Origin of the sequence: Pseudonocardia hispaniensis (assembly GCF_042658695.1) — a bacterium.
Lineage (GTDB): Bacteria > Actinomycetota > Actinomycetes > Mycobacteriales > Pseudonocardiaceae > Pseudonocardia > Pseudonocardia hispaniensis.
Window position 1 is genome coordinate 164,630 of the sequence record NZ_JBHSQW010000039.1, and the last position, 19,833, is coordinate 184,462.

Consider the following 19,833-nt stretch of genomic DNA (forward strand, 5'->3'; position numbering starts at 1 on the left):
GGAAGGCACATCGTGACCACCGAGAACACCCCCACGCCGACGCTGCGCGAGCAGCTCGACCGCAGCGAGTCGCTCTTCGCGCAGACCGGCCACTACCAGGGCCTGACCGCGCTGCCGAACCTGGAGCAGGACCCGCTCAAGTTCGAGTCGTTCCACTCGCGGCTGCTGTCGACGATCATCTCGACCCGCGAGACCATGAAGTACATCGCCTCCTCCCCCGCGGTGCGGGACTTCGAGGAGTTCGTCATCGGGCTCTACACGCCCGAAGGCGACGCCATCGCCCTGTCCAGCGGCATCATGGTGCACGTCCACACCCTGTCCGAGTTCATCAAGTTCATGATCAAGAACGGGTACGAGGACAATCCCAAGATCCGCCCCGGTGACATCTTCGAGAACAACGAGGTCTGGGCGGGCGGGGTGCACACCCCCGACGTCATGACCGTGATTCCGGTCTTCCACGGCGAGGAGCTGATCGCCTGGGTCGGCGCGGTCTCCCACGAGCTGGAGGCGGGCACCTACGAGGGCCCCGGAATGTCGGTCCTCACCCCGGACCGGTACGGCGAGGGCCTGCACATCAGCGCCGAGAAGGTCGGCGAGAACGACGAGTTCCGCAACGACTACCTGCTGCGGCTGCGGATGGGCCTGCGCAACGCGAACTGGTGGATCCTCGACGACAAGGCCAAGCTCTCGGGCTGCCTGATGGTCCGCGACGCGTTGGCGAAGATCATCGACACCTTCGGTCTGGACTACTACAAGGCCGCGACCAAGGAGCTCATCGAGGAGGGCCGCCGGGAGTTCATCAAGCGGGTCAAGACCACGATGGTCCCCGGGACCTACCGGGGGCTGACCATGCCGGTGCACAAGCGCAGCCACGTCCCGTTCGTGCACCCGCTGGCCAACAACGACTTCATCGACCTGGTCCGCCAGGAGATGACGGTGACCGGTGACGGCCGCATCGAGCTGGACTACGAGGGCTCGACGGGCTGGAGCTTCCACCCGTTCAACTGCGCCCCCGGCCCGATGAACGGCGGCTTCTGGATCACCCTGACCCAGTTGCTCAACTACGACGGCCGGGTCAACGACGGCGCCTACCTCGCGGTGAAGCAGTACCTGCCGGAGGGGTCGATCGTCAACGCGAACTACCAGGGCGTCGCGACCTCGTTGGCCTGGTGGACCCTCATCCCGATCTTCGCGAACATCTGGCGGCTGATCGGGATCAGCTGGTACGCGCGGGGGTTCATCGAGGAGATCCTCATGTCGACCCCGACGTGCATGGTGGGTGTCACCGGGTTCGACCAGTTCGGCGGGCCGACCGGCTACAACAACTTCGAGATGGCCGGGGAGAGCTTCGGCGCCCGCGGCGTCGCCGACGGTATGGACTGCGGCAGCCCGATCTGGAACTCGGAGGGGATCCAGGGCGACGCCGAGGTCTGGGAGCTCACCGGCCCCAACACCTACCTCGGTCGCAGCTTCGTCGCCGACCACCAGGGCTACGGACGGTTCCGCGGCGGCTCGGCGTGGCAGTCGCTGTGGATGGTCCGCAACTCCGACGTCGTCAACGTGACCCTGTCCGGGTCGGGCTGCATGAACGGCGGCGTGTTCCACAAGGGCCTGTTCGGCGGGTACCCGCCGGCGGGCTGGAAGTGCCTGTGGGCCACCGGCACCAACGTCGCGGACCTCATCGCGCGCGGGGAGAAGCTGCCCTCCAGCCTCGAGGAGGCCGAGCGGATGCTGTCCGACGGGACGATCACCGCCGAGGACTGGTACTGCGGCCCGGACAACCAGTGGTCGCCCACGCTGCGCGAGGGTGACCTGTTCGGGGTCCTCTACTACGGCGGGGTCGGATACGGCGACCCGCTCGAGCGCGAGGTCCCGGCGATCGAGAAGGACCTGGCCAACGGCCTGATGACCGTCGAAGGGGCGGCCGCCGTCTACGGCTACCGCGGCGACGAGGCCACCACCTCGGCCGAACGCGAGGCACGCCGCACGGCCCGGCTGGAGCGCTCGGTCCCGGCCCAGGAATGGTGGGCCGCCGAGCGGGCCCGGGCGCAGGCCGGCGACGTCTCGGAGATGGTCCACCACACCTTCGCCCGCTCGGCGAAGCTGTCCGACGCCCTCGTCGAGCAGTACAAGGCGTTCTGGCAGATCGACGAGTTCCCGTACACCGAGACCGGTGAGGCGGACTTCACCGCTCCCGCGCCGGTGGGCTTCTACTACCCGAGCTCGTCCAGCCGTCCGCGGCCGGACGCAGCCTCCTGAAGGAGGACGACCAGATGCACAGCGACGACCGCTCGAACGCGGGCAGCCAGGAGATGACCGCCGCCCTGGTGCAGCGCAAGCTGTCCTGGGAGGAGCTGCTCGGGCTCATGCGCGCCCCGAAGGACCCGGGCCGCTTCGACGAGGCCATCGCGGCCCATCAGCGGCTCGTTCCCTGGGACGAGCAGATCCTGCTGCCGCTCGGAGAGAACCTGTTCATCGTCGCCAAGGACGGCAAGGCGATCGTCAAGACCCGCGCCGGCGCCGAGCTCGGGCCGTGGGACGGCAACTGGAAGATGCAGTGCCGGGTGATCGTCCGGCGCACCCGGGCGGACCTCCTGGAGATCTACCCCGAGGAGCACCTGACGATCGACTCGAACCTGGTCGAGATCCGGGAGTTCCTCTGCCCGCTCAGCGGAACCCTGCTGGACGTCGACTGCGTGCCGCCGACGTTCCCCGTCGAGGTCGACTTCACCCCCGACCTGCAGGCGTTCTACGGCGAGTGGCTCGGCCGCGAGCTGCCCGTCGCCCTGTAGCACCAACCCGGCCGGGGGGGGGCCGATCTGGCCCCTGCCCGGCACACCTGCACCGCTACGCCCGCAACCGGTGGACAACGACGGCGCGGCGGTGGCCCGAAGGAGCAGCCCGATGCCGATGCACCAGGGTGCGGTCGACCGGCCGTCGACCGACACCGACGTCCTGTGGACCCCCCTCCCGGCCGACGCCGACGGTTCCAACATCGCCGAGTTCCTCCGGTGGCTGCGCGACACCCGGGACCTGTCGTTTGCCGGGTACCCCGACCTGTGGCGGTGGAGCACGGCCGAGCCCGCGGCCTTCTGGGCCGCGATCTGGGACTACTACGGCCTCGACGAGGTCTCCGGCTACGACGAGGTGCTGGCCGATGCGGCGATGCCGGGCGCCCGCTGGTTCACCGGCGCCCGGTTGAACTTCGCGCAGCAGTGCTTCGCCCGTGCCTGCCCGGACCGTCCGGCGCTGATCAGCCTCGCCGAGGGGGGCGAACCGGTCCACACGTCGTGGGAACAGCTGCGCAGCCAGGTCGCCACCGTCGCCGCCAGACTCCGCGAGCTCGGAGTGGCGCCGGGGGACCGCGTGGCGGGCTATCTGCCCAACATCGCCGAGGCGGTCGTCGCGCTGCTCGCCACGGCGGCGGTCGGCGCGGTCTGGACGGTCTGCTCCCCCGACTTCGGCACGGCCGGCGTGCTCACGCGGCTGCGGCAGGCCCGGCCGACGGTCCTGGTCGCGGCCGACGGCTACCGGTACGGCGGCAAGGAGTTCGACCGGCGATCCGAGATCGCCTCGATCATCAACGGCCTGCCCACCGTCCGGCATGTGCTGGCCATCGATCGGCTCTTCCCGCCGGCGACGACGCCATGGTCGGCGCGAACCGACGTGGTGCAGCACACCTGGCCCGCGCCCACCGGGGACGAGGTTCGGCTGGACGTCGCCGACGTTCCGTTCGATCATCCACTGTGGATCCTGTGGTCCTCGGGCACCACCGGGGTGCCCAAGGGCATCGTGCAAGGCCACGGCGGGATCGTCGTCGAACTGCTCAAGGCCCTCGGCCTCGGCGCCGACCTGCGCGCACAGGACCGCTACCTCTTCCTCACCTCCACCAGCTGGATGGTCTGGAACTTCCTCGTCGGCGGGCTGCTGCACGGCGCGACGATCGTGCTCTACGACGGCAGCCCCACCCATCCCGACGTCAACGGCGCATGGCGGGTCGCCGAGCAGACCGGCGCCACGATGCTCGGGCTGGGCGCGGGCTACCTGGTCGCCGGGGAGAAAGCGGGCGCGCACCCCGCGGCCGAGGTGGACCTGGGCGCCGTGCGCACCATCCTGCAGACCGGCTCACCGCTGCCGCCCAGCACCTGGCGGTGGGTGTACGACCGCGTCGCGCCGCACGTGTGGCTGCAGTCGGTCTGCGGCGGGACCGACATCTGCTCTGCGCTGGCCGGTGGGTCACCGCTGCTGCCGGTGCGGGTCGGCCGGATCCAATGCCCCGCGCTCGGCGTGGCGCTGGCCTCCTGGAGCCCCGACGGAGAGCCGCTGGTCGGCGAGCAGGGCGAGCTCGTCGTCACCGCGCCGCTGCCGTCGATGCCGCTGTACTTCCTCGACGACCCCGGCGACGCGCGGTACCGAGACAGCTACTTCGACATGTTCCCGGGGGTGTGGCGGCACGGCGACTGGGTCACCGTCGACCCCGACCTGACGGTCGTCGTGTCCGGACGCTCCGACTCGACACTCAACCGCATGGGCGTGCGGATGGGGGCGGCCGACCTCTACGGCGTCGTCGAACGTCTCCCCGAGGTCGCCGACAGCCTCGTCATCGGCGCCGAACTTCCCGACGGCGGCTACCTGATGCCGCTGTTCGTCGTTCCGGCCGGCGGTGCCGACCTCGACGACGGGCTCCGCGACCGGATCGTGGCCGCGATCCGGCACGAGCTGTCCCCCCGGCACGTCCCGGACATGATCGTCGCGGTACCCGCCGTGCCGCGCACCCTGACCGGGAAACGACTCGAGGTCCCCGTCAAGCGAATCCTGCAGGGTGCCCGGCCCGCCGAGGTGACGGCCGATGGCACGATTATCCATCCCGAGATGCTGGCCTGGTTCGCCGAGTTCGCGGAATCGCTGCGCAGATCGCCCTGACGACGGAAAACGTCCGCTACTACAGCGTGTCAAGCTTGCCGCTGCTCGTCGAAAGACCGTACATTAACAGAGACGCGATCGACGGTTCGGGGACGGTGCAGATGACGAGGAAGGCGAATCAGCGAGGCCCCCGACCGGTGGACCGGGATCATCCGCTACCCCTGTGGGCCCAGATTCTGGCCGATCTTCGCCGACGCCTCGACGTCGGTGAGTTCACCGACGCCTTCCCCGGTGAGCTCGCACTTGTCGCCGAGTACGGCGTCAGCAGGCACACCGTGCGAGAGGCGCTGCGTAGGCTGCGGGAGGACGGGACGGTCGTCGCGGGCCGGGGAATGACCCCGCGGCTGGCCGGGCCCATCGAGATCGAACAGCCGCTCGGGGCGGTCTACAGCCTGTTCTCCGCCGTCGAGGCGACCGGCCACGTCCAGCGCAGCGTCGTGCGGCACCTGGACGTGCGGGCCGACGGCGTCATGGCGACCCGGCTGGGCCTGGAGGAGTCGGTTCCCCTGGTGTACCTGGAACGGTTGCGACTGGCCGACGAGGAGCCGTTGGCCCTGGACCGGGTATGGCTGCCCGCGCAGCTCGCCCGTCCGCTGCTCGATGTCGACTTCACCCGCACCGCGCTCTACGACGAGTACGCCCGCCGCTGCGGGGTGCGACTGACCGGTGGTGAGGAACACATCAGAGCGGTCATCCCGACCGCGGCCGAACGGAAGCTACTGGGAATCGGGCAGGGCACGGCCGCCTTCGCCATCGACCGGCTGGGCTGCGCCCGGGACCGCCCCGTCGAGTGGCGCAACACCCTGGTCCGCGGCGACCGGTTCGGCGTCAGCGCCCAGTTCTCGGCGCGCGATGGCTACCAGCTCGGCCTCGACGCCCGGCGCCTGGCCTGACCCGGCCCCGCTCAGAACGGCACGCCGGCCCGGTGTGCGGCGGCGACCACCGCGGCGAACCGGGCGAGCACCCTCCGGACCCCCCGGGCACCTGCCCCGGCCTGCGTCGGGCCGGCCGGATCCGCGCATCGCGGTCCGGCTTCGGCAGATGTGGCCAGTTGCGTCGGACGGCCGTCGCCACGCTGCTGACGGGTGTGCGCCACCGCTCCTCCGATGCCTCAGAGTCCCGCCGGGACACGTTCATCGTGCACCGGTGCAGCGGGCGCCCATGCGACAGTTCGCATGCCCGCACCGCTTAGCCTAGCGAAGGTGTGTGAGGTGAAGCATAACCGTCACGTACGCCGGTGGCGCAAGGATGCCGGACCGGACGACGCCGCGGCTGACGATCGACGCAGGCCCAGACGCATCTACGCGGTCGGCACCGAACCGGATCCGCGGTTCACCATGGCCAACGAGCGGACATTGCTGGCCTGGCTGCGCACGGCGCTGGCGTTCGTCGTGACCGGGATCGCCGCCACCGCGCTACAGGCCCATGTGGCCCGTCCCGCCTTCATCGGCATCGTGGCCGGCGGTGCCTGCCTCACCGGCACGATCGCCGCGATCGCCGCGTACGGCCGGTGGCAGCGGGTCGAGCTGTCGCTGCGCCTGCAGCGCCCCTTGCCCGACCCCCGCGCCGCGGGCCTGCTGATCGTGGCACTGATGGTGCTGGCCGCCGCCGGCGTCGTCACCCTGATCTGGGACGCCCTGTGACGGCACCGACATGAACGACCGCGTGTGGGACACCGGCCTGCAGCCCGAGCGCACCGCGCTCGCGTGGCAGCGCACCGCACTCGCGTCCATCGTCACGGCGCTCGGCACGATCCGGCTCGGGATGCACCATTCCTCGATCGCCTCCGTGGTGATCGCCTCGGTGGCCCTGGCGCTGTCCGCGGCCACGATCATCCGGCTCCGGGTCCGTTACCGCCACAGCGTCGATCACCTGACCAGCGGCCGCCCCATCGGCCCGCTGGGGCCCGCGCTGCTCACCAGCGCGTCGATCGCGGCCCTCGGCTGCGCCGCGATCGTGCTGCTCCTGCGCTGACGAGCTGCCCAAATGTCCGTGCGGCTTGTGTGGATGTTCGGACACTAATAGGGTGTGGCCACCACCACGGGCGACGGAGGCTCCATGCGTTACGGCTTCGCGATCGACCAGCGCACGTGCATCGGTTGCCACGCGTGCACGGTCGCCTGCAAGACCGAGCACGAAGTGCCGGTCGGTCAGTTCCGAACCTGGGTGAAGTACGTCGAGAGCGGCACGTTCCCCTCGACCACCCGGGACTTCGGGGTGATGCGGTGCAACCACTGCACCGACGCCCCGTGCGTCAAGATCTGCCCCACCAAGGCGTTGTTCATCCGCGACGACGGGATCGTGGACTTCGACAACAGCCGGTGCATCGGCTGCAAGAGCTGCATGCAGGGCTGTCCGTACGACGCGATCTACATCGACGAGAACACGCACACCGCGGCCAAGTGCAACTTCTGCGCCCACCGCATCGACGCCGGCCTGGAGCCGGCGTGCGTGGTCGTGTGTCCGACGCATTCGATCTGGGTCGGTGACCTGGACGACCCGGAGTCCGGGATCTCGCGGCTGATCAACACCAATCCGGTCACCGTGCGGGCGCCCGAGCAGCAGACCGGGCCGAACGTGTTCTACCTCGGTGCGGACCGTGCGGTGCTCGACCCGCTGGCCGCGCCGGTGGACGAGTCCTACATCTTCTCCCGCCCGGACGCGCACCGCGCCGAGGTGTCGGCGCAGCTGCCCACCGACCCGGTGAGCAAGGCCCGGACCACGCTCAACACCCCGCACCCGCGGCCCTGGGGCTGGCGGGTGACCACCTACCTGTGGACCAAGGCGGTGGCCGCCGGCGCGATGATGCTCGCCGCGCTGGCCCACCTGCTGGGCCTTGAGCTGGGCACCGTCGGCGATGTCGTCGCACCGGTCGTCGGCCTGGCCGGGGCCGCGGTGACCGGGGTGCTGCTGGTGTGGGACCTCAAGCGGCCCGAGCGGTTCCTGTTCATCTTCCTCAAACCCAACCCGAGCTCCTGGCTGTTCTGGGGGGCTGCGGTGCTGGCCATCGCCTCCGGGTTGTTCTTCGCCTGGCTGGTGTTCGGGCTGTTGGGCATGGATGCGGTGCTGACCGCCCTGGCGGTGCCCACCGCGATCGCCGCGGCGCTCCTCGCCGGCTACACCGCCTTCCTGTTCGGGCAGGCCGAGGGCCGCGACCTGTGGCAGTCACCGCTGCTGTTCTGGCACCTGCTGGTGCAGGCGCTCATGGTCGGTTCCGCGCCGCTGGTGCTGGCCGCCGCGGCGCTCGGCGGGGTCGACGACGCGGGCCGCAACCTGCTGGTCGGCACGCTGGCCGCGGCGACCGTGGCACATGTGGTGATGGTCCTGCTGGAGTACCTGGGCCGGCACTCCACACGCAACTCGGGCGCGGCCGCTCATCTTGTGCTGCATGGCCGCTACACCCGGACGTTCTGGCTCGGCGGCATCGGTCTGGCCGTGGTCGGCGCCGTGCTCGCCGGGCTGGGCTGGACCGGCCCGCTGCTGGCCGCGGTGGCCGGCGGGCTCGTCGTCCAGGCGGCGCTGCTGGCGTACGAGTCGGTGTTCGTCCGGGCCGCGCAAGACGTCCCGCTGTCGTAGAGGAGCTCTCGATGACCGACCTGCTGCCCGGTGCTCGCCGGCATGAGGGTTTGCGTAACTTCCCGCCACCGGAGACGTGGGACGACCACGTCGAGTACGACGCCAAGGCGCATCCGCGTAAGGTGCCGCACCACTACATGCTGGTGCCGACCACGTGTTTCAACTGTGAGTCGGCGTGTGGGCTGCTGGCCTATGTGGACAAGGACGACCTGTCGGTCAAGAAGGTGGAGGGCAACCCGGCACATCCCGGGTCGCGGGGGCGGAACTGCGCGAAGGGCCCGGCCACGATCAACCAGATCAACGACCCGGAGCGGATTCTGTATCCGTTGCGGCGTACCGGTGAGCGCGGCAGCGGGCAGTGGGAGCGGGTGTCCTGGGACACCGCGTTGGACGACATCGCCGGCCGGATCCGGGCCTCGATCACCGCGGGCCGCCACGAGGAGGTCATGTACCACGTGGGCCGGCCCGGTGAGGACGGCTTCGTGGAGCGGGTGTTGCAGGCCTGGGGGGTGGATGGGCACAACAGCCACACCCAGGTCTGCTCCTCCGGCGCCCGGCTGGGCCAGACCCTGTGGGGCGGCTATGACCGGCCCTCGCCGGACCACGCCAACGCCAAGGTCATTCTGCTGTTCTCCTCGCATCTGGAGACCGGGCACTACTTCAACCCGCACGCTCAGCGGATCATGGAGGCCAAGCAGTCCGGCGCCAAGGTCGTGGTGGTCGACCCGCGGCTGTCCAACACCGCCTCGCATGCGGATCTGTGGGTGGCGCCGTGGCCGGGCAGCGAGGCGGCGATCCTGCTCGCGGTGGCCTCGTATCTGCTGCGGACCCGCCGGATCGACGAGCCGTACCTGCGGCGCTGGTACAACTGGGAGACCTATCTGGCCAACCGGCATCCGGACGCGCCGCGCACGTTCGAGGCCTTCCTGGACCGGTTGGAGGCCGACTACGCCGGGTACACCTTCGCCTTCGCCGCGGCCGAGGCGCAGGTGCCCGAGGAGCAGATCGCGACGTTGGCCGAGCTGGTCTCGCAGTGCGACGGGCGGCTGGCCGCGCATATCTGGCGGTCGGCCGCGGCCGGGAACCTCGGGGGCTGGCAGGTCGCCCGGGCGCTGTGGTTCGTGCTGGGGCTGACCGGTTCGATCGGCACCGAGGGCGGCACCAGCCCCAACGGATGGAACAAGTTCATCCCGCACGGCCCCGACGTGGGCGCCCACGACCACTGGAACGAGCTGGCCTGGCCGGCGGAGTATCCGTTGGCGTGCAACGAGATGTCGATCCTGCTGCCGCATTTCCTCAACGAGGGCCGGGGCCGGATCGAGGTGTACTTCTCCCGGGTGTTCAACCCGATCTGGACCTACCCCGACGGGTTCTCCTGGATCCAGGCGCTCTCGGATGAGGACAGGGTGGGGTTGCACGTGGCGCTCACCCCGACCTGGTCGGAGACCGCCGAGTTCGCCGACTACGTGCTGCCGATGGGGCATTCCACCGAGCGGCACGACACCCACTCCTACGAGACCCACGCGGCGAAGTGGCTGGGCTTTCGCCAGCCGGTGCGCCGGGTCGCGATGGAACGCCAGGGCCGTCCGTTCACCGACACCCGCGACGTCAACCCCGGGCAGGTGTGGGAGGAGAACGAGTTCTGGTTCGAGCTGTCCTGGCGGATCGACCCGGACGGCTCGATGGGCATCCGCAAGCACTTCGAGTCCCCCTACCAGCCCGGTGAGAAGATCACCGTGGACGAGTACTACCGGTGGGTGTTCGAGAACCGGGTCCCCGGCCTGCCGGAGAAGGCCGCCAAGGAGGGCCTGACCCCGCTGGCCTACATGCGCCGCTACGGCGTGGTCGAGGTCGACGCCGACATCTACCGCGCCGACGAACGCCCGCTCACCGCCGCCGAGCTCGACGGCGCGGTCCCGGACCCGGAGGGCTCCGAAACCGCCGGAGTGCTGCGCAAGCCCACCACCGACGACTCGATCCCGCCGCTGGTCGGCGAGGCCGGCGCGGTCGGCGTCCGGCACGCCGACGGCACCGTCACCGCGGGCTGGCTGTCCCCCTCGCGCAAGCTGGAGGTCTACTCCACCACCATGCGCGACTGGGGCTGGGAGGAGTACGCCACCCCCGGCTACATCCCCTCCCACGTCGCGCACACCGAACTCGACCTCGCCGCCGGCGACCTGGTCCTGGTGCCCACCTTCCGGCTCCCGACGCTGATCCACACCCGGTCCAACAACACCAAGTACCTCAGCGAGATCTCCAACACCCACCCGCTGTGGCTCAACCCCACCGACGCGGCCCGGCACGGCGTGGTCACCGGCGACCTGGTCCGGCTCAACACCTCGATCGGCTACCTGGTCGCCCGGGTCTGGGTCACCGAGGGCATCCGCCCCGGAGTCTGCGCACTGAGCCACCACATGGGCCGCTGGCGGCTGCACGAACACACCGGCAGCCGCTGGGTCTCCGGACTGGTCGACATCACCCACCCCGACGGCGAGGAGACCTGGCTGCTGCGCTACCGCAAGGGCGTCGGCGCCTTCACCTCCGACGACCCGGACAGCTCCCGCATCTGGTGGGACGACCCCGGCGTGCACCAGAACCTCGCCTTCGGCGTGCAGGCCGACCCCCACTCCGGCATGCAGTGCTGGCTGCAGAAGGTGCGCATGGAAAAGGCCCACCCGGCCGACCGGTACGGCGACGTCTACGTCGACACCCGCCGCTCCCGCGAGGTCTACCAGCAATGGCTCACCAAGACCCGCACCACCCTGGGCCCCGGCGGACAACGCCGCCCCGAGTTCCTCATGCGCCCGGTCAAACCGCGCCGCCGCGCATTCCGGGTGCCCGGCGCCGGGGCCTGACCGGACCAGGTCGGATCAGAGCCGGATCAGAGAGGTTGAGGTGTTCAGCAGGATCGCTGCCAGGACGTCGCCGGACCTGCAACGGGTCGCGGCGGCGGTCGGCGAGGTCATCGAACCCGAGTCCGGGCTGAGCCTGGACCGGCTCGCCGCGGTCGGGACCGTGCGCGACCGCGGCGGCCGGGTCCACGTGCCGGTGGCGCTGCTGGCCGGCGACTACCCGCTGGCCGACGAGCTGCGGGCGGCCGTGGTCGCGGCCGCCGGCAGCGTCGCCGGCGTCCGCGAGACGGTCGTCGAGCTCGCCCCGATGGGCCAGCGCGACCGGGTCGAGCTGGGCGAGCGGCTGCGCGCCGCCGCCCCGCCGGCCACCGCCACCCCCCGCATCTACGCGGTGGCCAGCGGGAAGGGCGGGGTCGGCAAGTCCACCGTCACCGCCAACCTCGCGGTCGCCCTCGCCGCGACCGGCCAGCGCGTCGGCGTGCTCGACGCCGATGTGTGGGGCTACTCGATCCCGCAGCTGTTCGGCGTGCACCGCACGCCCATCGCCCTCGGCGGGGTCATGCTGCCGGTACAGGCCCACGGCGTCGCGCTCATCTCCACCGGGTTCTTCGTCGCCGACGGCACCCCCGTCGTGTGGCGCGGACCGATGCTGCACAAGGCGTTGCAGCAGTTCCTCACCGACGTGGCCTGGGGCGGGCTGGACGTGCTGCTGCTCGACCTGCCCCCGGGCACCGGCGACATCACGATGTCGCTGCTGGAGCTCGTGCCCGACGCCGCGCTGCTCGCGGTCACCACCCCGCAGGCCGCGGCCCGCACGGTGGCCACCCGGGTCGGCCGGATGGCCCGCGAGGCGGGCATGCCGATCGCCGGTGTCGTGGAGAACATGAGCGCCTCGGTGTGCGCGGGATGCGGCGCGCACACCGCGGTGTTCGGCTCCGGCGGGGGCGCCCAGCTCGCCGCGGAGGTCGACGCCCCGCTGCTGGGCCAGGTGCCCCTCGACGTCGAACTGCGCGAGGCCGGGGACCGCGGCCGTCCGGTCGTGCTCGACTCTCCCGCCGCCGCGTCGGCCGTCGAGCTCACCCGCATCGCCGCCGCACTGCCCGCGGTGCGGCGCAGCCTGCTGCGCCGCTCGCTCCCGCTGAGCGTCTCGTCATAGCCTCGTCAGCGCTGGGCGTCGCCCAGCGCGCTCGCGTGTCGATCAGTTGAGCGGATCCCGCTCCGGGGCGAGGATCCGCTCGATGAGCTGCCGCGACTGCGGGGGCACATCCCGGATCTCGGCGTCCAGGCCGGCCGTGCGCGCCTGATCCAGCAGCGCGCGCAGGGCCAGCGCGCCGCTGGTGTCGATCCGGCCCAACCGGCTCAGGTCGACCCGCAGCCGCTCCGCGTCGGGATGCTCCACCAGGGCCTCCAGCAGCGCGCTGTCCAACCGGTGCGCGGTGCCGAACCACAGCACGCCGCGCGGGGTGAACTCGATCAGGCCGTCGGCCTCGACGACATCGGTCGCCAGCTGCAGCTCGCGCCACAGGAACACCGCCAGCGACAGTCCGATCCCGATGAGCACCGCCCAGTCCAGTCGCGGGGTGAGCAGCACGGTGGCCAGGAACGTCCCCCACGCCACGATCGCCTGCGGCACGGAGTAGCGCCACAGCTGGATCAGCGGCCGGAACTTCATCAGGCCGAGCACCGCCGAGATCACGATGGCACCCAGCACCGCGAGCGGCAGCGGCTCGAGGACCCAGGCGATCGGCAGGAACGCCAGCACGGTCAGGCCGGTGACACCGCCCGCCAGCCGGGTCCGCGCCCCCGAGAGCCGGTTCACCGAGCTGCGGGAGAACGACCCGCCACACGGCATCCCGCCGGTGCAGGCCGCGGTCACGTTCGCCACGCCCTGGCTGATGAACTCCCGGTCGGCGCTCCACCGGCTGCGCTCCTCCGAGGCGAACCGCCGGGAGATCGACGCCGCCTCGGTGAACCCGATCAGGGCGATCAGGATGCCGCTCAGCAGCAGCTCGGGCATCCGGGCCCAGGGCAGCTCGTCCAGGGTGAACGGCGGGAAGCCCACCGGGATGTGCTCGACGACGGCCCCGGAGTACCAGCCGAACGCCGAGATCACCGTGCCGAGGATCGCCGCGACCAGCACCCCGGGGAACAGCGCATGCAGCCGCCGGCCCCCCAGGACGAGCAGGATCGTCATCGCGGTCATGGCGATGGCGGCGAGGTTCCACAGTCCCGGGTGGGCCAGCGCCCAGACCGCCTCGGCGAGCACGTTGCCGTGTCCGGAGGACTCCACGCCCAGCGCCTTCGGGGTCTGCGATCCCGCGATGAGCAGGGCGGCCGCCGGGATGAACCCCAACAGCATCGGCTGCGACATGAGGTAGGCCAGCCACCCCCCGCGCAGCAACCCGAGCAGGATCCGGGCCAGGCCGACGACCAGGGCGAGCCCCAGCCCGAGGGTCAGGTACTCCGGGCTGCCGGGTGTGGCCATCGTGCTCAACGCGCCGAAGGTGAGCAGGGCGGTGATGGCCACCGGACCCGTCTGCAGATAGGGCGAGGACGCGAACAGCGCGGCGAGCACCGGCGGGAGCGCCCCCGCGTACAGGCCGACCACCGGGGGCATCCCGGCCAGCTCGGCGTAGGCGAGCGACTGCGGAATCCCGACCATGGCCACGCTGACCCCGGCCACGACGTCGCGGGGCAGGGTGGCACGCCAGGAACGGCGCGTGATCGTCGTGGGCGGGTCGCGTCGCGCGTCACCGTCGGCCGTCATCGTCATAGTTTTGCTCCCGCAGTTCAGCCCGGTCAGTCCGGCAGCCCGTGGAGCCGGACCGGACCATCGGCGCTTTCCGGTGGTACGACGGCGAGCGCCTCGGCCGCCGCCACCCCGCGCAGCATCGCGCTCGCGTGGTGATCGACCACCGCGAGACTTCCGTCGCTCTCGGTCCGGACCGGCAGCAGCCTGGTCGAGCTGCGATGCCGGGGCAGTGAGTCGCCGGCGACCACGGGCAGCTCGTCCAGCGCCGCCCCGCGCAGTCCGGTGATCGCGGGGACCACGAGGGTGAGGAACCCGACCAGCGCGGCCAACGGGTTTCCCGGCAGCCCGATCAGCAGCCGTCCGTCGGGCAGCGCGGCGAGCGCCTGCGGGTGCCCCGGACGGCAGTGGACCCCGTCCACGATCAACTCTCCGCCGAGCCCGTCGAGGCAGCCGCGAAGGTGATCGGCGGGCCCGATCGAGGAGGAGCCGGAGACGAGGACCACCTCGGCCTCGGCCCGGGCCAGCCCCTCGGCGAGCGCGCTCGTCGAGTCCGACAGGTAGGTCGTGGCGATCAGCGTGCCGCCGGCCCAGGCGACGAGTCCGGGCAGCATCGGACCGATCGCGTCGCGCACCCGGCCGATCGGTGGGATCCCCGCGACACAGACCTCGTCACCGGTGACCAGCGCGCACACCCGGGGGCGCGGCCGCACCCGAAGCCGGTCGTGGCCTGCGGCGGCGGCCAGCCCGAGCAGCTGTGGGCTGACGGTCGTGCCGCCGGGCGCGAGCGGCTCACCCGTGCGGCATTCCTCGCCCGCCCGACGGATGTGCCCGCCCGGCGAGACGGGCCCGGACAGCCGCCGTTCCTCCCGGACCGCGTTCTCGTACGGCAGCACCGCGGTGGCCTCGGCCGGCAGCAGCGCCCCGGTGGCGACCTCGCAGGCCTGCCCGCGGGTCAGCCGCGGCGCCGAGGACGATCCGGCCAGCACCTCCCCCACCACGGTCCACGGGCCCTCTCCGCACACCGCGTAGCCGTCCATCGCCGAGCGGTCGAAGGAGGGCAGGTCGACCAGCGCGGCCAACGGCTCGGCCAGTGTGGCACCCGAGGCGGCGACCAGCTCGACGGACACCGCCGGGAGCGGCCGGGCCGCGGCGTGGGCACGGGTCCGGGCGTCGTCCCAGGAGAGCGCCCCGGGCCGACGCCCAGCGCAGGACGGGGTCGGGGCATCGGCAACCGGACCCGCCGGAACGCGCGCGATGGCAGCCATACCGGACACGTCTCAGCGACCCGGTGGCTGGATCATGGCTGTGCTGACCTGCATGATTCCACCTCTGCGCGTCGCGTCCATTGCCCGGACATTGAACCATGCACGGGCCCCGGCACGCGACGTCCAGCACGCTGAATCGCCCACGCGAAGCAACGGCCTGGTCGCGCTCCCCGGTGATCACCCTCTCGTTGAGGGCGTCTCTCAAAAGACCGTACATTAGGACGAGGTCCGAACGGCTGACACCATGGGGGAACCACGCGTATGAGCGACGCACACCAGGACGCCCGCGACACCGGCCGACGCAGGTGATCGCCGCATCGGCGGTGGCCCTCGGCCTCGTCGTCGGAACCGTGATCGGGGCGCTGGGCGGCGGCGGTGGCGTCCTCGCGGTTCCCGTGCTGGTCTACCTGCTCGGCCAGACCGCCCAGGAGGCCACCACCAGCAGCCTGGTCATCGTCGGGATCACCGCGCTGGTGGGCGCGCTGGCCCGCACCCGGGCGGGGCTGGTGCGCTGGCGAACCGGTCTGGCGTTCGGGCTGATCGGCGTCGGCGCCGCGTATCTCGGCACGATGCTCAACGCGCGGCTGCCCCAGCCGGTCCTGCTGCTCGCCTTCGCCGCGCTGATCCTGGTGTGCGCGACCGCGATGCTGATCAAGGCCCCCGCCGGCGACGACACCGGACCAGCGGAGCCCCCGGAGCCGGCGACGGGATCGGGGGCGACCCGATCGGCCACCGCCGTCGCGACGCGCGCCCCGGTGCGCGGCTCCCGGACGGCGACGGCGGCGAAGGTCGTCCTGGCCGGTCTCGCCGTCGGGTTCCTGACCGGGCTGCTCGGCGTCGGCGGCGGCTTCCTGGTCGTCCCCGCCCTGGTCTTCGCGCTGCGGATGCCGATCGCACCGGCCATCGGGACCTCGCTGCTGATCATCGTGATCAACTCCGTCGCCTCGCTGGGGGCCCGGGCCGGCCACCTCACCCTCGACTGGGCGGTCGTCGCGCCGTTCCTGATCGCCGCGATCGTCGCGTCCTTCGCCGGGAAACGGGTCGCCGACCGGCTACCCGGCCGCGCGCTCGGACGGGCCTTCGCGGTGCTGCTGCTGCTCGTCGGGGTCTTCGTCGCCGGGCAGAGCCTGCTCTCCCTCGCGAGCTGAGCCGCGGATATGGTCGACCACCGGCGGCGGAGGTGACGGGATGCGCGGTCTCGGCGAGCTCGAGGCGACGGTGATGGACCTGCTGTGGGTCGCCGACCGGCCACTGCTGGTTCGCGAGGTGCGCGAGATTCTCGAAGCCCACGACCGACCCCTGGCCTACACCACGGTGATGACCGTCCTCGACAAACTGCACGGCAAGGGCTGGGCGCGCCGCGAGCGGGTGGGCCGGGCGTGGGCCTACCGGCCCGCGCACAGCCGCGCCGAGGCCGGGGCCCAGGTGCTGCGCGAGGTCCTCGACGCCAGCGGCGACCCCGAACGCGTGCTGCTGCATTTCGCCCGCACGATCAGCCGGCGGGAGTCGGCCCTGCTGCGCCAGGCGCTCGGCGAGCGAGCGGAGGGCTCGTGACGCTCGGCATCGGGCTGATCCTCGGCGCGCCCCTCATCGCCGCCCTCGGGCCACGGTATCTGTGCAGGCTGCTCACCCCCGCGGTGCAGCCGGGGCTGGCCCTGGCGGCGTGGATCGGGTCCGCGGCCGCGATGTGGGCGAGCGCGCTGGCCGGGGCGGCGATCCTGGCCATCCCCGGCGGCACCGAGGTCGACGGCCTTCTCGGGATGGCCCGCAACTGCCTCAACGCGGCCACCACCGCAGGGCCGATCCCCTGGGCGCAGGTCGTCGCGGTCGTCCTCGCGACGAGCACCGGGATCGCGGTCCTGCGCTGGGCGATGATCACCGTCCAGCTGGCGTGGCGGGACCGGCGCCGGCGGGCCGAGCAACTGTCCCTGCTGCGGCTCGTGTGCCGCCGCGAGGACTCGGTGTTCTGGCTGGAGGAGGACGCGCCGATGGCGTTCAGCCTCGGCGGGCGCGCGGGCGTGGTGGTCGCCACGACCGCGGTGGCCCGGCTGACCGGACCGCGCCGGGCGGCCATCGTCGCGCACGAACACGCACATCTACGGGGTCGGCACCATCTGCTGGTGCTGCTGGCCGACGCCACCCATCGTGCGCTGCCCTTCGCGCCGCTGTGCCGGCAGTTGCCCGCGGTCGTCCGCGTCCTGGTCGAGGTCGCCGCGGACGCCGCGGCCGCACGGGAATGCGGCGCCGAGACGGTGAGCGACGCGCTGGCCGATGTGGCGGACGGTCACGCCCCGATCGCAGCGCTGGGCGCCTCGAACGAGTCCGTCGCGGACCGGCGGGCGTGGCTGCACCGGCAGCGTCCGGCGAGTCGATGGGCCCGTTCTCGCGCCGGGCTGACGCTGGCGGCCACCGCCTCGACCGGACCGCTTGCGGCCTCGGTCGGCTGCGTCGCCGGGCTCGTCCTGCTGGCCTGCCCCACGTTCTGAGTCCCGATCACCACTACTACTATGCTCCATAGTAGTAGTGTGGGAGGATCGTGGTGAACACCCGCAGTGGCATCTCGCGCCGGGAACGATGGCTGCTCGTCGCGCTCGTCGCCGTCGCGCTGGCCCTGATCGGCGCGCTGGTCGCACGTCCACCGGGAGAACCGGAGGCCACCCCGGAGGCGGCGCCCGCGCAGACCGGGAACCCCGCGCCGCTCGGCCCGCTCGGCGACCTCGCCCAGCGCATCCCCGACGATCCGATGGCGCTCGGCCGGGTCGACGCCCCGGTGACCATCGTCATGTTCAACGACTACCGGTGTCCGTTCTGCGCCAAGTTCAGCCGCGACACCGAGCCCGATCTGGTGGCGCGCTACGTCGAGTCCGGCATCGTCCGTCTCGAATGGCGCGACCTCGCGATGTTCGGGCCGCAGTCGACGACGGCCGCGCAGGCCGGTCGGGCGGCGGCCGCCCAGGGCCGGTTCTGGGAGTTCAACCGGGCGATCTACGCGGTGGCCCCGGAAACCGGCCACGCCGACCTCACCGACGAGCGGCTGGTGGAGTTCGCCCGCCAGGCCGGGGTGCCCGACCTCGAACGTTTCCGCGCGGACATGCGCGCGCCGGAGAACGTGGCGGCGGTGCAGGCCGACGGTGCCATGGCGGCGACGCTGGGGGTTCCGGCGACACCGGCCTTCGTGATCAACGGGACGCCGATGCTCGGGGCCCACCCGCTGGACACCTTCGTCGCCGCGATCGAGCGGGCGGCCGGGGGTGCGTCGTGACCGGGATCGGCCTGCTCGGCGCGTTTCTCGGCGGGCTGCTGTCGCTGCTGAGCCCCTGTTCGGCGCTGCTGCTCCCGTCCTTCTTCGCCTACGCCTTCGATCGGCTGGGCACGCTGGTGGCCCGCACCGCGGTGTTCTTCGCCGGCCTGGCCGCGGTGCTCGTGCCGCTCGGCGCGGGCGTTGCGTTCGTCGGCGCGCTCATCACCCAGTACCGCAGCGTGGTCACCACCGTCGGCGGCGTGCTGCTGATCGGCTTCGGCGCGCTGAGCATCCTGGGCAAGGGCTTCGGCTCCACGGCCGCGGCCCGGGTGTCCGGCCGGCTGCGCATCTCCTCGCCGGCCTCGGTGTTCGCGCTCGGCACGGTCTACGGCCTCGCCGGGTTCTGCTCCGGCCCGTTGCTGGGCAGCGTGCTGACCGTGGCGGCGGTCGGCGCAGCCCCGGCGTACGGGGCGCTGCTGCTGGCGGTCTATGGGCTGGGCATGACGGTCCCGCTGTTCGCGCTCGCGATGCTCTGGGATCGCTTCCGGCTCGGCACGCGGTCCTGGCTGCGGGGCAGGCCGCTGCGAATCGGACCGCTGCACACCCACAGCACCAGCCTCGTCTCGGGCCTGCTGTTCGTGAGCATCGGGATCCTGTTCCTGGTCACGGACGGCACCGCGAACCTCGGCGGCCTCGCGGGCGTCGACAGCCAGTTCGACCTTCAGGTGTGGGTGCAGCGCACCGTCTCCGGCCTGTCGGATGTCACGGTGCTGCTGGTCGCGGTCCTGGTCGCGCTGGCGCTGCTGACGTGGCGGCTGCTGCGGCGCCGGGCAGCCCACGAGTCGGCGGTGGATGCCGCCGCACGACCGGAGGAGCCGTGATGCGCCGCTGGTCGGCCCTGAACTGGTCGGCCCTGAACTGGTCGGCCCTGAACTGGTCGGCACGGCGGTGGGGGGTCGCCGCGGGCGGAGCGGTCGTGGCGGCGCTGCTGATCGCCGTCCCGACGGCGGTGCTGCCGACGCCCTGGTTCGGTCGCGACCTCCCGGTCACCTGGTGGAGCTACCCCACCCTGGCGCTGACGGCGATCCTCAGCGGCCTGTTGCTGGCCAGCTACACGGCCGAACCCGGGACCGCGCCGATCCGCCCGCAGCTGCGGGCACTGGTCGGCGCGGCGCTGTCCTGGTTCGCCGTCGGCTGTCCGGTCTGCAACAAGATCGCGCTGCT

At 71.9% G+C, this 19,833-nt stretch carries 16 protein-coding genes and 1 pseudogene; 15 read left to right on the top strand and 2 right to left on the bottom strand.

The window, feature by feature from the left end; all coding sequences use genetic code 11:
• Nucleotides 1-12: 12 nt before the first annotated feature.
• From ACFQE5_RS19840 to ACFQE5_RS19880, 9 genes are all read left to right on the top strand, one after another.
• Entirely contained in the window at nt 13-2,259 is a 2,247-nt protein-coding gene (locus tag ACFQE5_RS19840) for a hydantoinase B/oxoprolinase family protein (RefSeq protein WP_379587130.1), read from the top strand.
• Between the two features lie 14 nt (nt 2,260-2,273).
• Complete coding sequence (locus ACFQE5_RS19845; protein ID WP_379587132.1) at nt 2,274-2,792, top strand: acetone carboxylase subunit gamma; 519 nt, start codon at nt 2,274-2,276, stop codon at nt 2,790-2,792.
• 118 nt (nt 2,793-2,910) lie between these two features.
• Nucleotides 2,911-4,923 carry an acetoacetate--CoA ligase gene (locus ACFQE5_RS19850; RefSeq protein WP_379587195.1) on the top strand — a complete coding sequence of 671 codons (2,013 nt, stop codon included), beginning with the start codon at nt 2,911-2,913 and terminating at the stop codon, nt 4,921-4,923.
• 101 nt (nt 4,924-5,024) lie between these two features.
• Nucleotides 5,025-5,816: a GntR family transcriptional regulator gene (locus ACFQE5_RS19855; RefSeq protein ID WP_379587133.1), complete on the top strand. Its 792-nt coding sequence runs from the start codon at nt 5,025-5,027 to the stop codon at nt 5,814-5,816.
• A 318-nt stretch (nt 5,817-6,134) separates the two neighbouring features.
• Nucleotides 6,135-6,566 (top strand): YidH family protein, encoded by a 432-nt coding sequence (locus ACFQE5_RS19860; RefSeq protein WP_379587135.1) that lies wholly within the window; start codon nt 6,135-6,137, stop codon nt 6,564-6,566.
• Nucleotides 6,567-6,576: 10 nt separating this feature from the next.
• Nucleotides 6,577-6,897 (top strand): DUF202 domain-containing protein, encoded by a 321-nt coding sequence (locus tag ACFQE5_RS19865; RefSeq protein WP_379587137.1) that lies wholly within the window; start codon nt 6,577-6,579, stop codon nt 6,895-6,897.
• A 54-nt stretch (nt 6,898-6,951) separates the two neighbouring features.
• Entirely contained in the window at nt 6,952-8,499 is a 1,548-nt protein-coding gene (locus tag ACFQE5_RS19870) for a 4Fe-4S dicluster domain-containing protein (protein WP_379587139.1), read from the top strand.
• Between the two features lie 11 nt (nt 8,500-8,510).
• Nucleotides 8,511-11,354 (top strand): molybdopterin-dependent oxidoreductase, encoded by a 2,844-nt coding sequence (locus ACFQE5_RS19875; RefSeq protein WP_379587140.1) that lies wholly within the window; start codon nt 8,511-8,513, stop codon nt 11,352-11,354.
• A 40-nt stretch (nt 11,355-11,394) separates the two neighbouring features.
• Nucleotides 11,395-12,507, top strand: a complete 1,113-nt coding sequence (locus tag ACFQE5_RS19880) for an Mrp/NBP35 family ATP-binding protein (RefSeq protein WP_379587142.1) — start codon at nt 11,395-11,397, stop codon at nt 12,505-12,507.
• 42 nt (nt 12,508-12,549) lie between these two features.
• Here the strand turns inward: ACFQE5_RS19880 and ACFQE5_RS19885 are convergent, their stop codons facing one another.
• Together ACFQE5_RS19885 and ACFQE5_RS19890 are read right to left on the bottom strand one after the other, a co-directional pair.
• Nucleotides 12,550-14,118 carry a SulP family inorganic anion transporter gene (locus ACFQE5_RS19885; protein ID WP_379587144.1) on the bottom strand — a complete coding sequence of 523 codons (1,569 nt, stop codon included), beginning with the start codon at nt 14,116-14,118 and terminating at the stop codon, nt 12,550-12,552.
• A 32-nt stretch (nt 14,119-14,150) separates the two neighbouring features.
• A complete protein-coding gene (locus ACFQE5_RS19890) occupies nt 14,151-15,368 on the bottom strand; it encodes a molybdopterin molybdotransferase MoeA (protein WP_379587145.1) in 1,218 nt (405 codons plus the stop codon).
• A 305-nt stretch (nt 15,369-15,673) separates the two neighbouring features.
• Here ACFQE5_RS19890 and ACFQE5_RS19895 point away from each other — a divergent pair, with 305 nt between their 5' ends.
• The 6 genes and pseudogenes from ACFQE5_RS19895 to ACFQE5_RS19920 all read left to right on the top strand — a co-directional run.
• A complete protein-coding gene (locus tag ACFQE5_RS19895) occupies nt 15,674-16,516 on the top strand; it encodes a sulfite exporter TauE/SafE family protein (RefSeq protein ID WP_379587146.1) in 843 nt (280 codons plus the stop codon).
• A 40-nt stretch (nt 16,517-16,556) separates the two neighbouring features.
• The gene (locus ACFQE5_RS19900; protein WP_379587147.1) at nt 16,557-16,922 is read left to right on the top strand and encodes a BlaI/MecI/CopY family transcriptional regulator; all 366 of its coding nucleotides are present in this window, start codon (nt 16,557-16,559) and stop codon (nt 16,920-16,922) included.
• The gene (locus ACFQE5_RS19905) at nt 16,919-17,854 is read left to right on the top strand and encodes a M56 family metallopeptidase (RefSeq protein ID WP_379587149.1); all 936 of its coding nucleotides are present in this window, start codon (nt 16,919-16,921) and stop codon (nt 17,852-17,854) included. The genes ACFQE5_RS19900 and ACFQE5_RS19905 overlap by 4 nt, the downstream gene beginning before the upstream one ends.
• A gap of 53 nt (nt 17,855-17,907) precedes the next feature.
• Entirely contained in the window at nt 17,908-18,630 is a 723-nt protein-coding gene (locus ACFQE5_RS19910; protein WP_379587151.1) for a DsbA family protein, read from the top strand.
• Nucleotides 18,627-19,490, top strand: a complete 864-nt coding sequence (locus ACFQE5_RS19915; RefSeq protein WP_379587152.1) for a cytochrome c biogenesis CcdA family protein — start codon at nt 18,627-18,629, stop codon at nt 19,488-19,490. Before ACFQE5_RS19910 ends, ACFQE5_RS19915 begins: the two co-directional genes overlap by 4 nt.
• A pseudogene (locus ACFQE5_RS19920) lies at nt 19,490-19,833 on the top strand (hypothetical protein); the annotation flags it as partial. The gene ACFQE5_RS19915 and the pseudogene ACFQE5_RS19920, both read left to right, overlap by 1 nt.

What these genes read in the sequence shown, in the direction of transcription:
- ACFQE5_RS19900 (WP_379587147.1), top strand. Translation starts at nt 16,557, where the DNA reads ATGCGCGGTCTCGGCGAGCTCGAGGCGACGGTGATGGACCTGCTGTGG.
- ACFQE5_RS19885 (WP_379587144.1), bottom strand. Translation starts at nt 14,118, where the DNA reads ATGACGGCCGACGGTGACGCGCGACGCGACCCGCCCACGACGATCACG.
- ACFQE5_RS19855 (WP_379587133.1), top strand. Translation starts at nt 5,025, where the DNA reads ATGACGAGGAAGGCGAATCAGCGAGGCCCCCGACCGGTGGACCGGGAT.
- ACFQE5_RS19865 (WP_379587137.1), top strand. Translation starts at nt 6,577, where the DNA reads ATGAACGACCGCGTGTGGGACACCGGCCTGCAGCCCGAGCGCACCGCG.
- ACFQE5_RS19845 (WP_379587132.1), top strand. Translation starts at nt 2,274, where the DNA reads ATGCACAGCGACGACCGCTCGAACGCGGGCAGCCAGGAGATGACCGCC.
- ACFQE5_RS19890 (WP_379587145.1), bottom strand. Translation starts at nt 15,368, where the DNA reads ATGGCTGCCATCGCGCGCGTTCCGGCGGGTCCGGTTGCCGATGCCCCG.
- ACFQE5_RS19875 (WP_379587140.1), top strand. Translation starts at nt 8,511, where the DNA reads ATGACCGACCTGCTGCCCGGTGCTCGCCGGCATGAGGGTTTGCGTAAC.
- ACFQE5_RS19850 (WP_379587195.1), top strand. Translation starts at nt 2,911, where the DNA reads ATGCACCAGGGTGCGGTCGACCGGCCGTCGACCGACACCGACGTCCTG.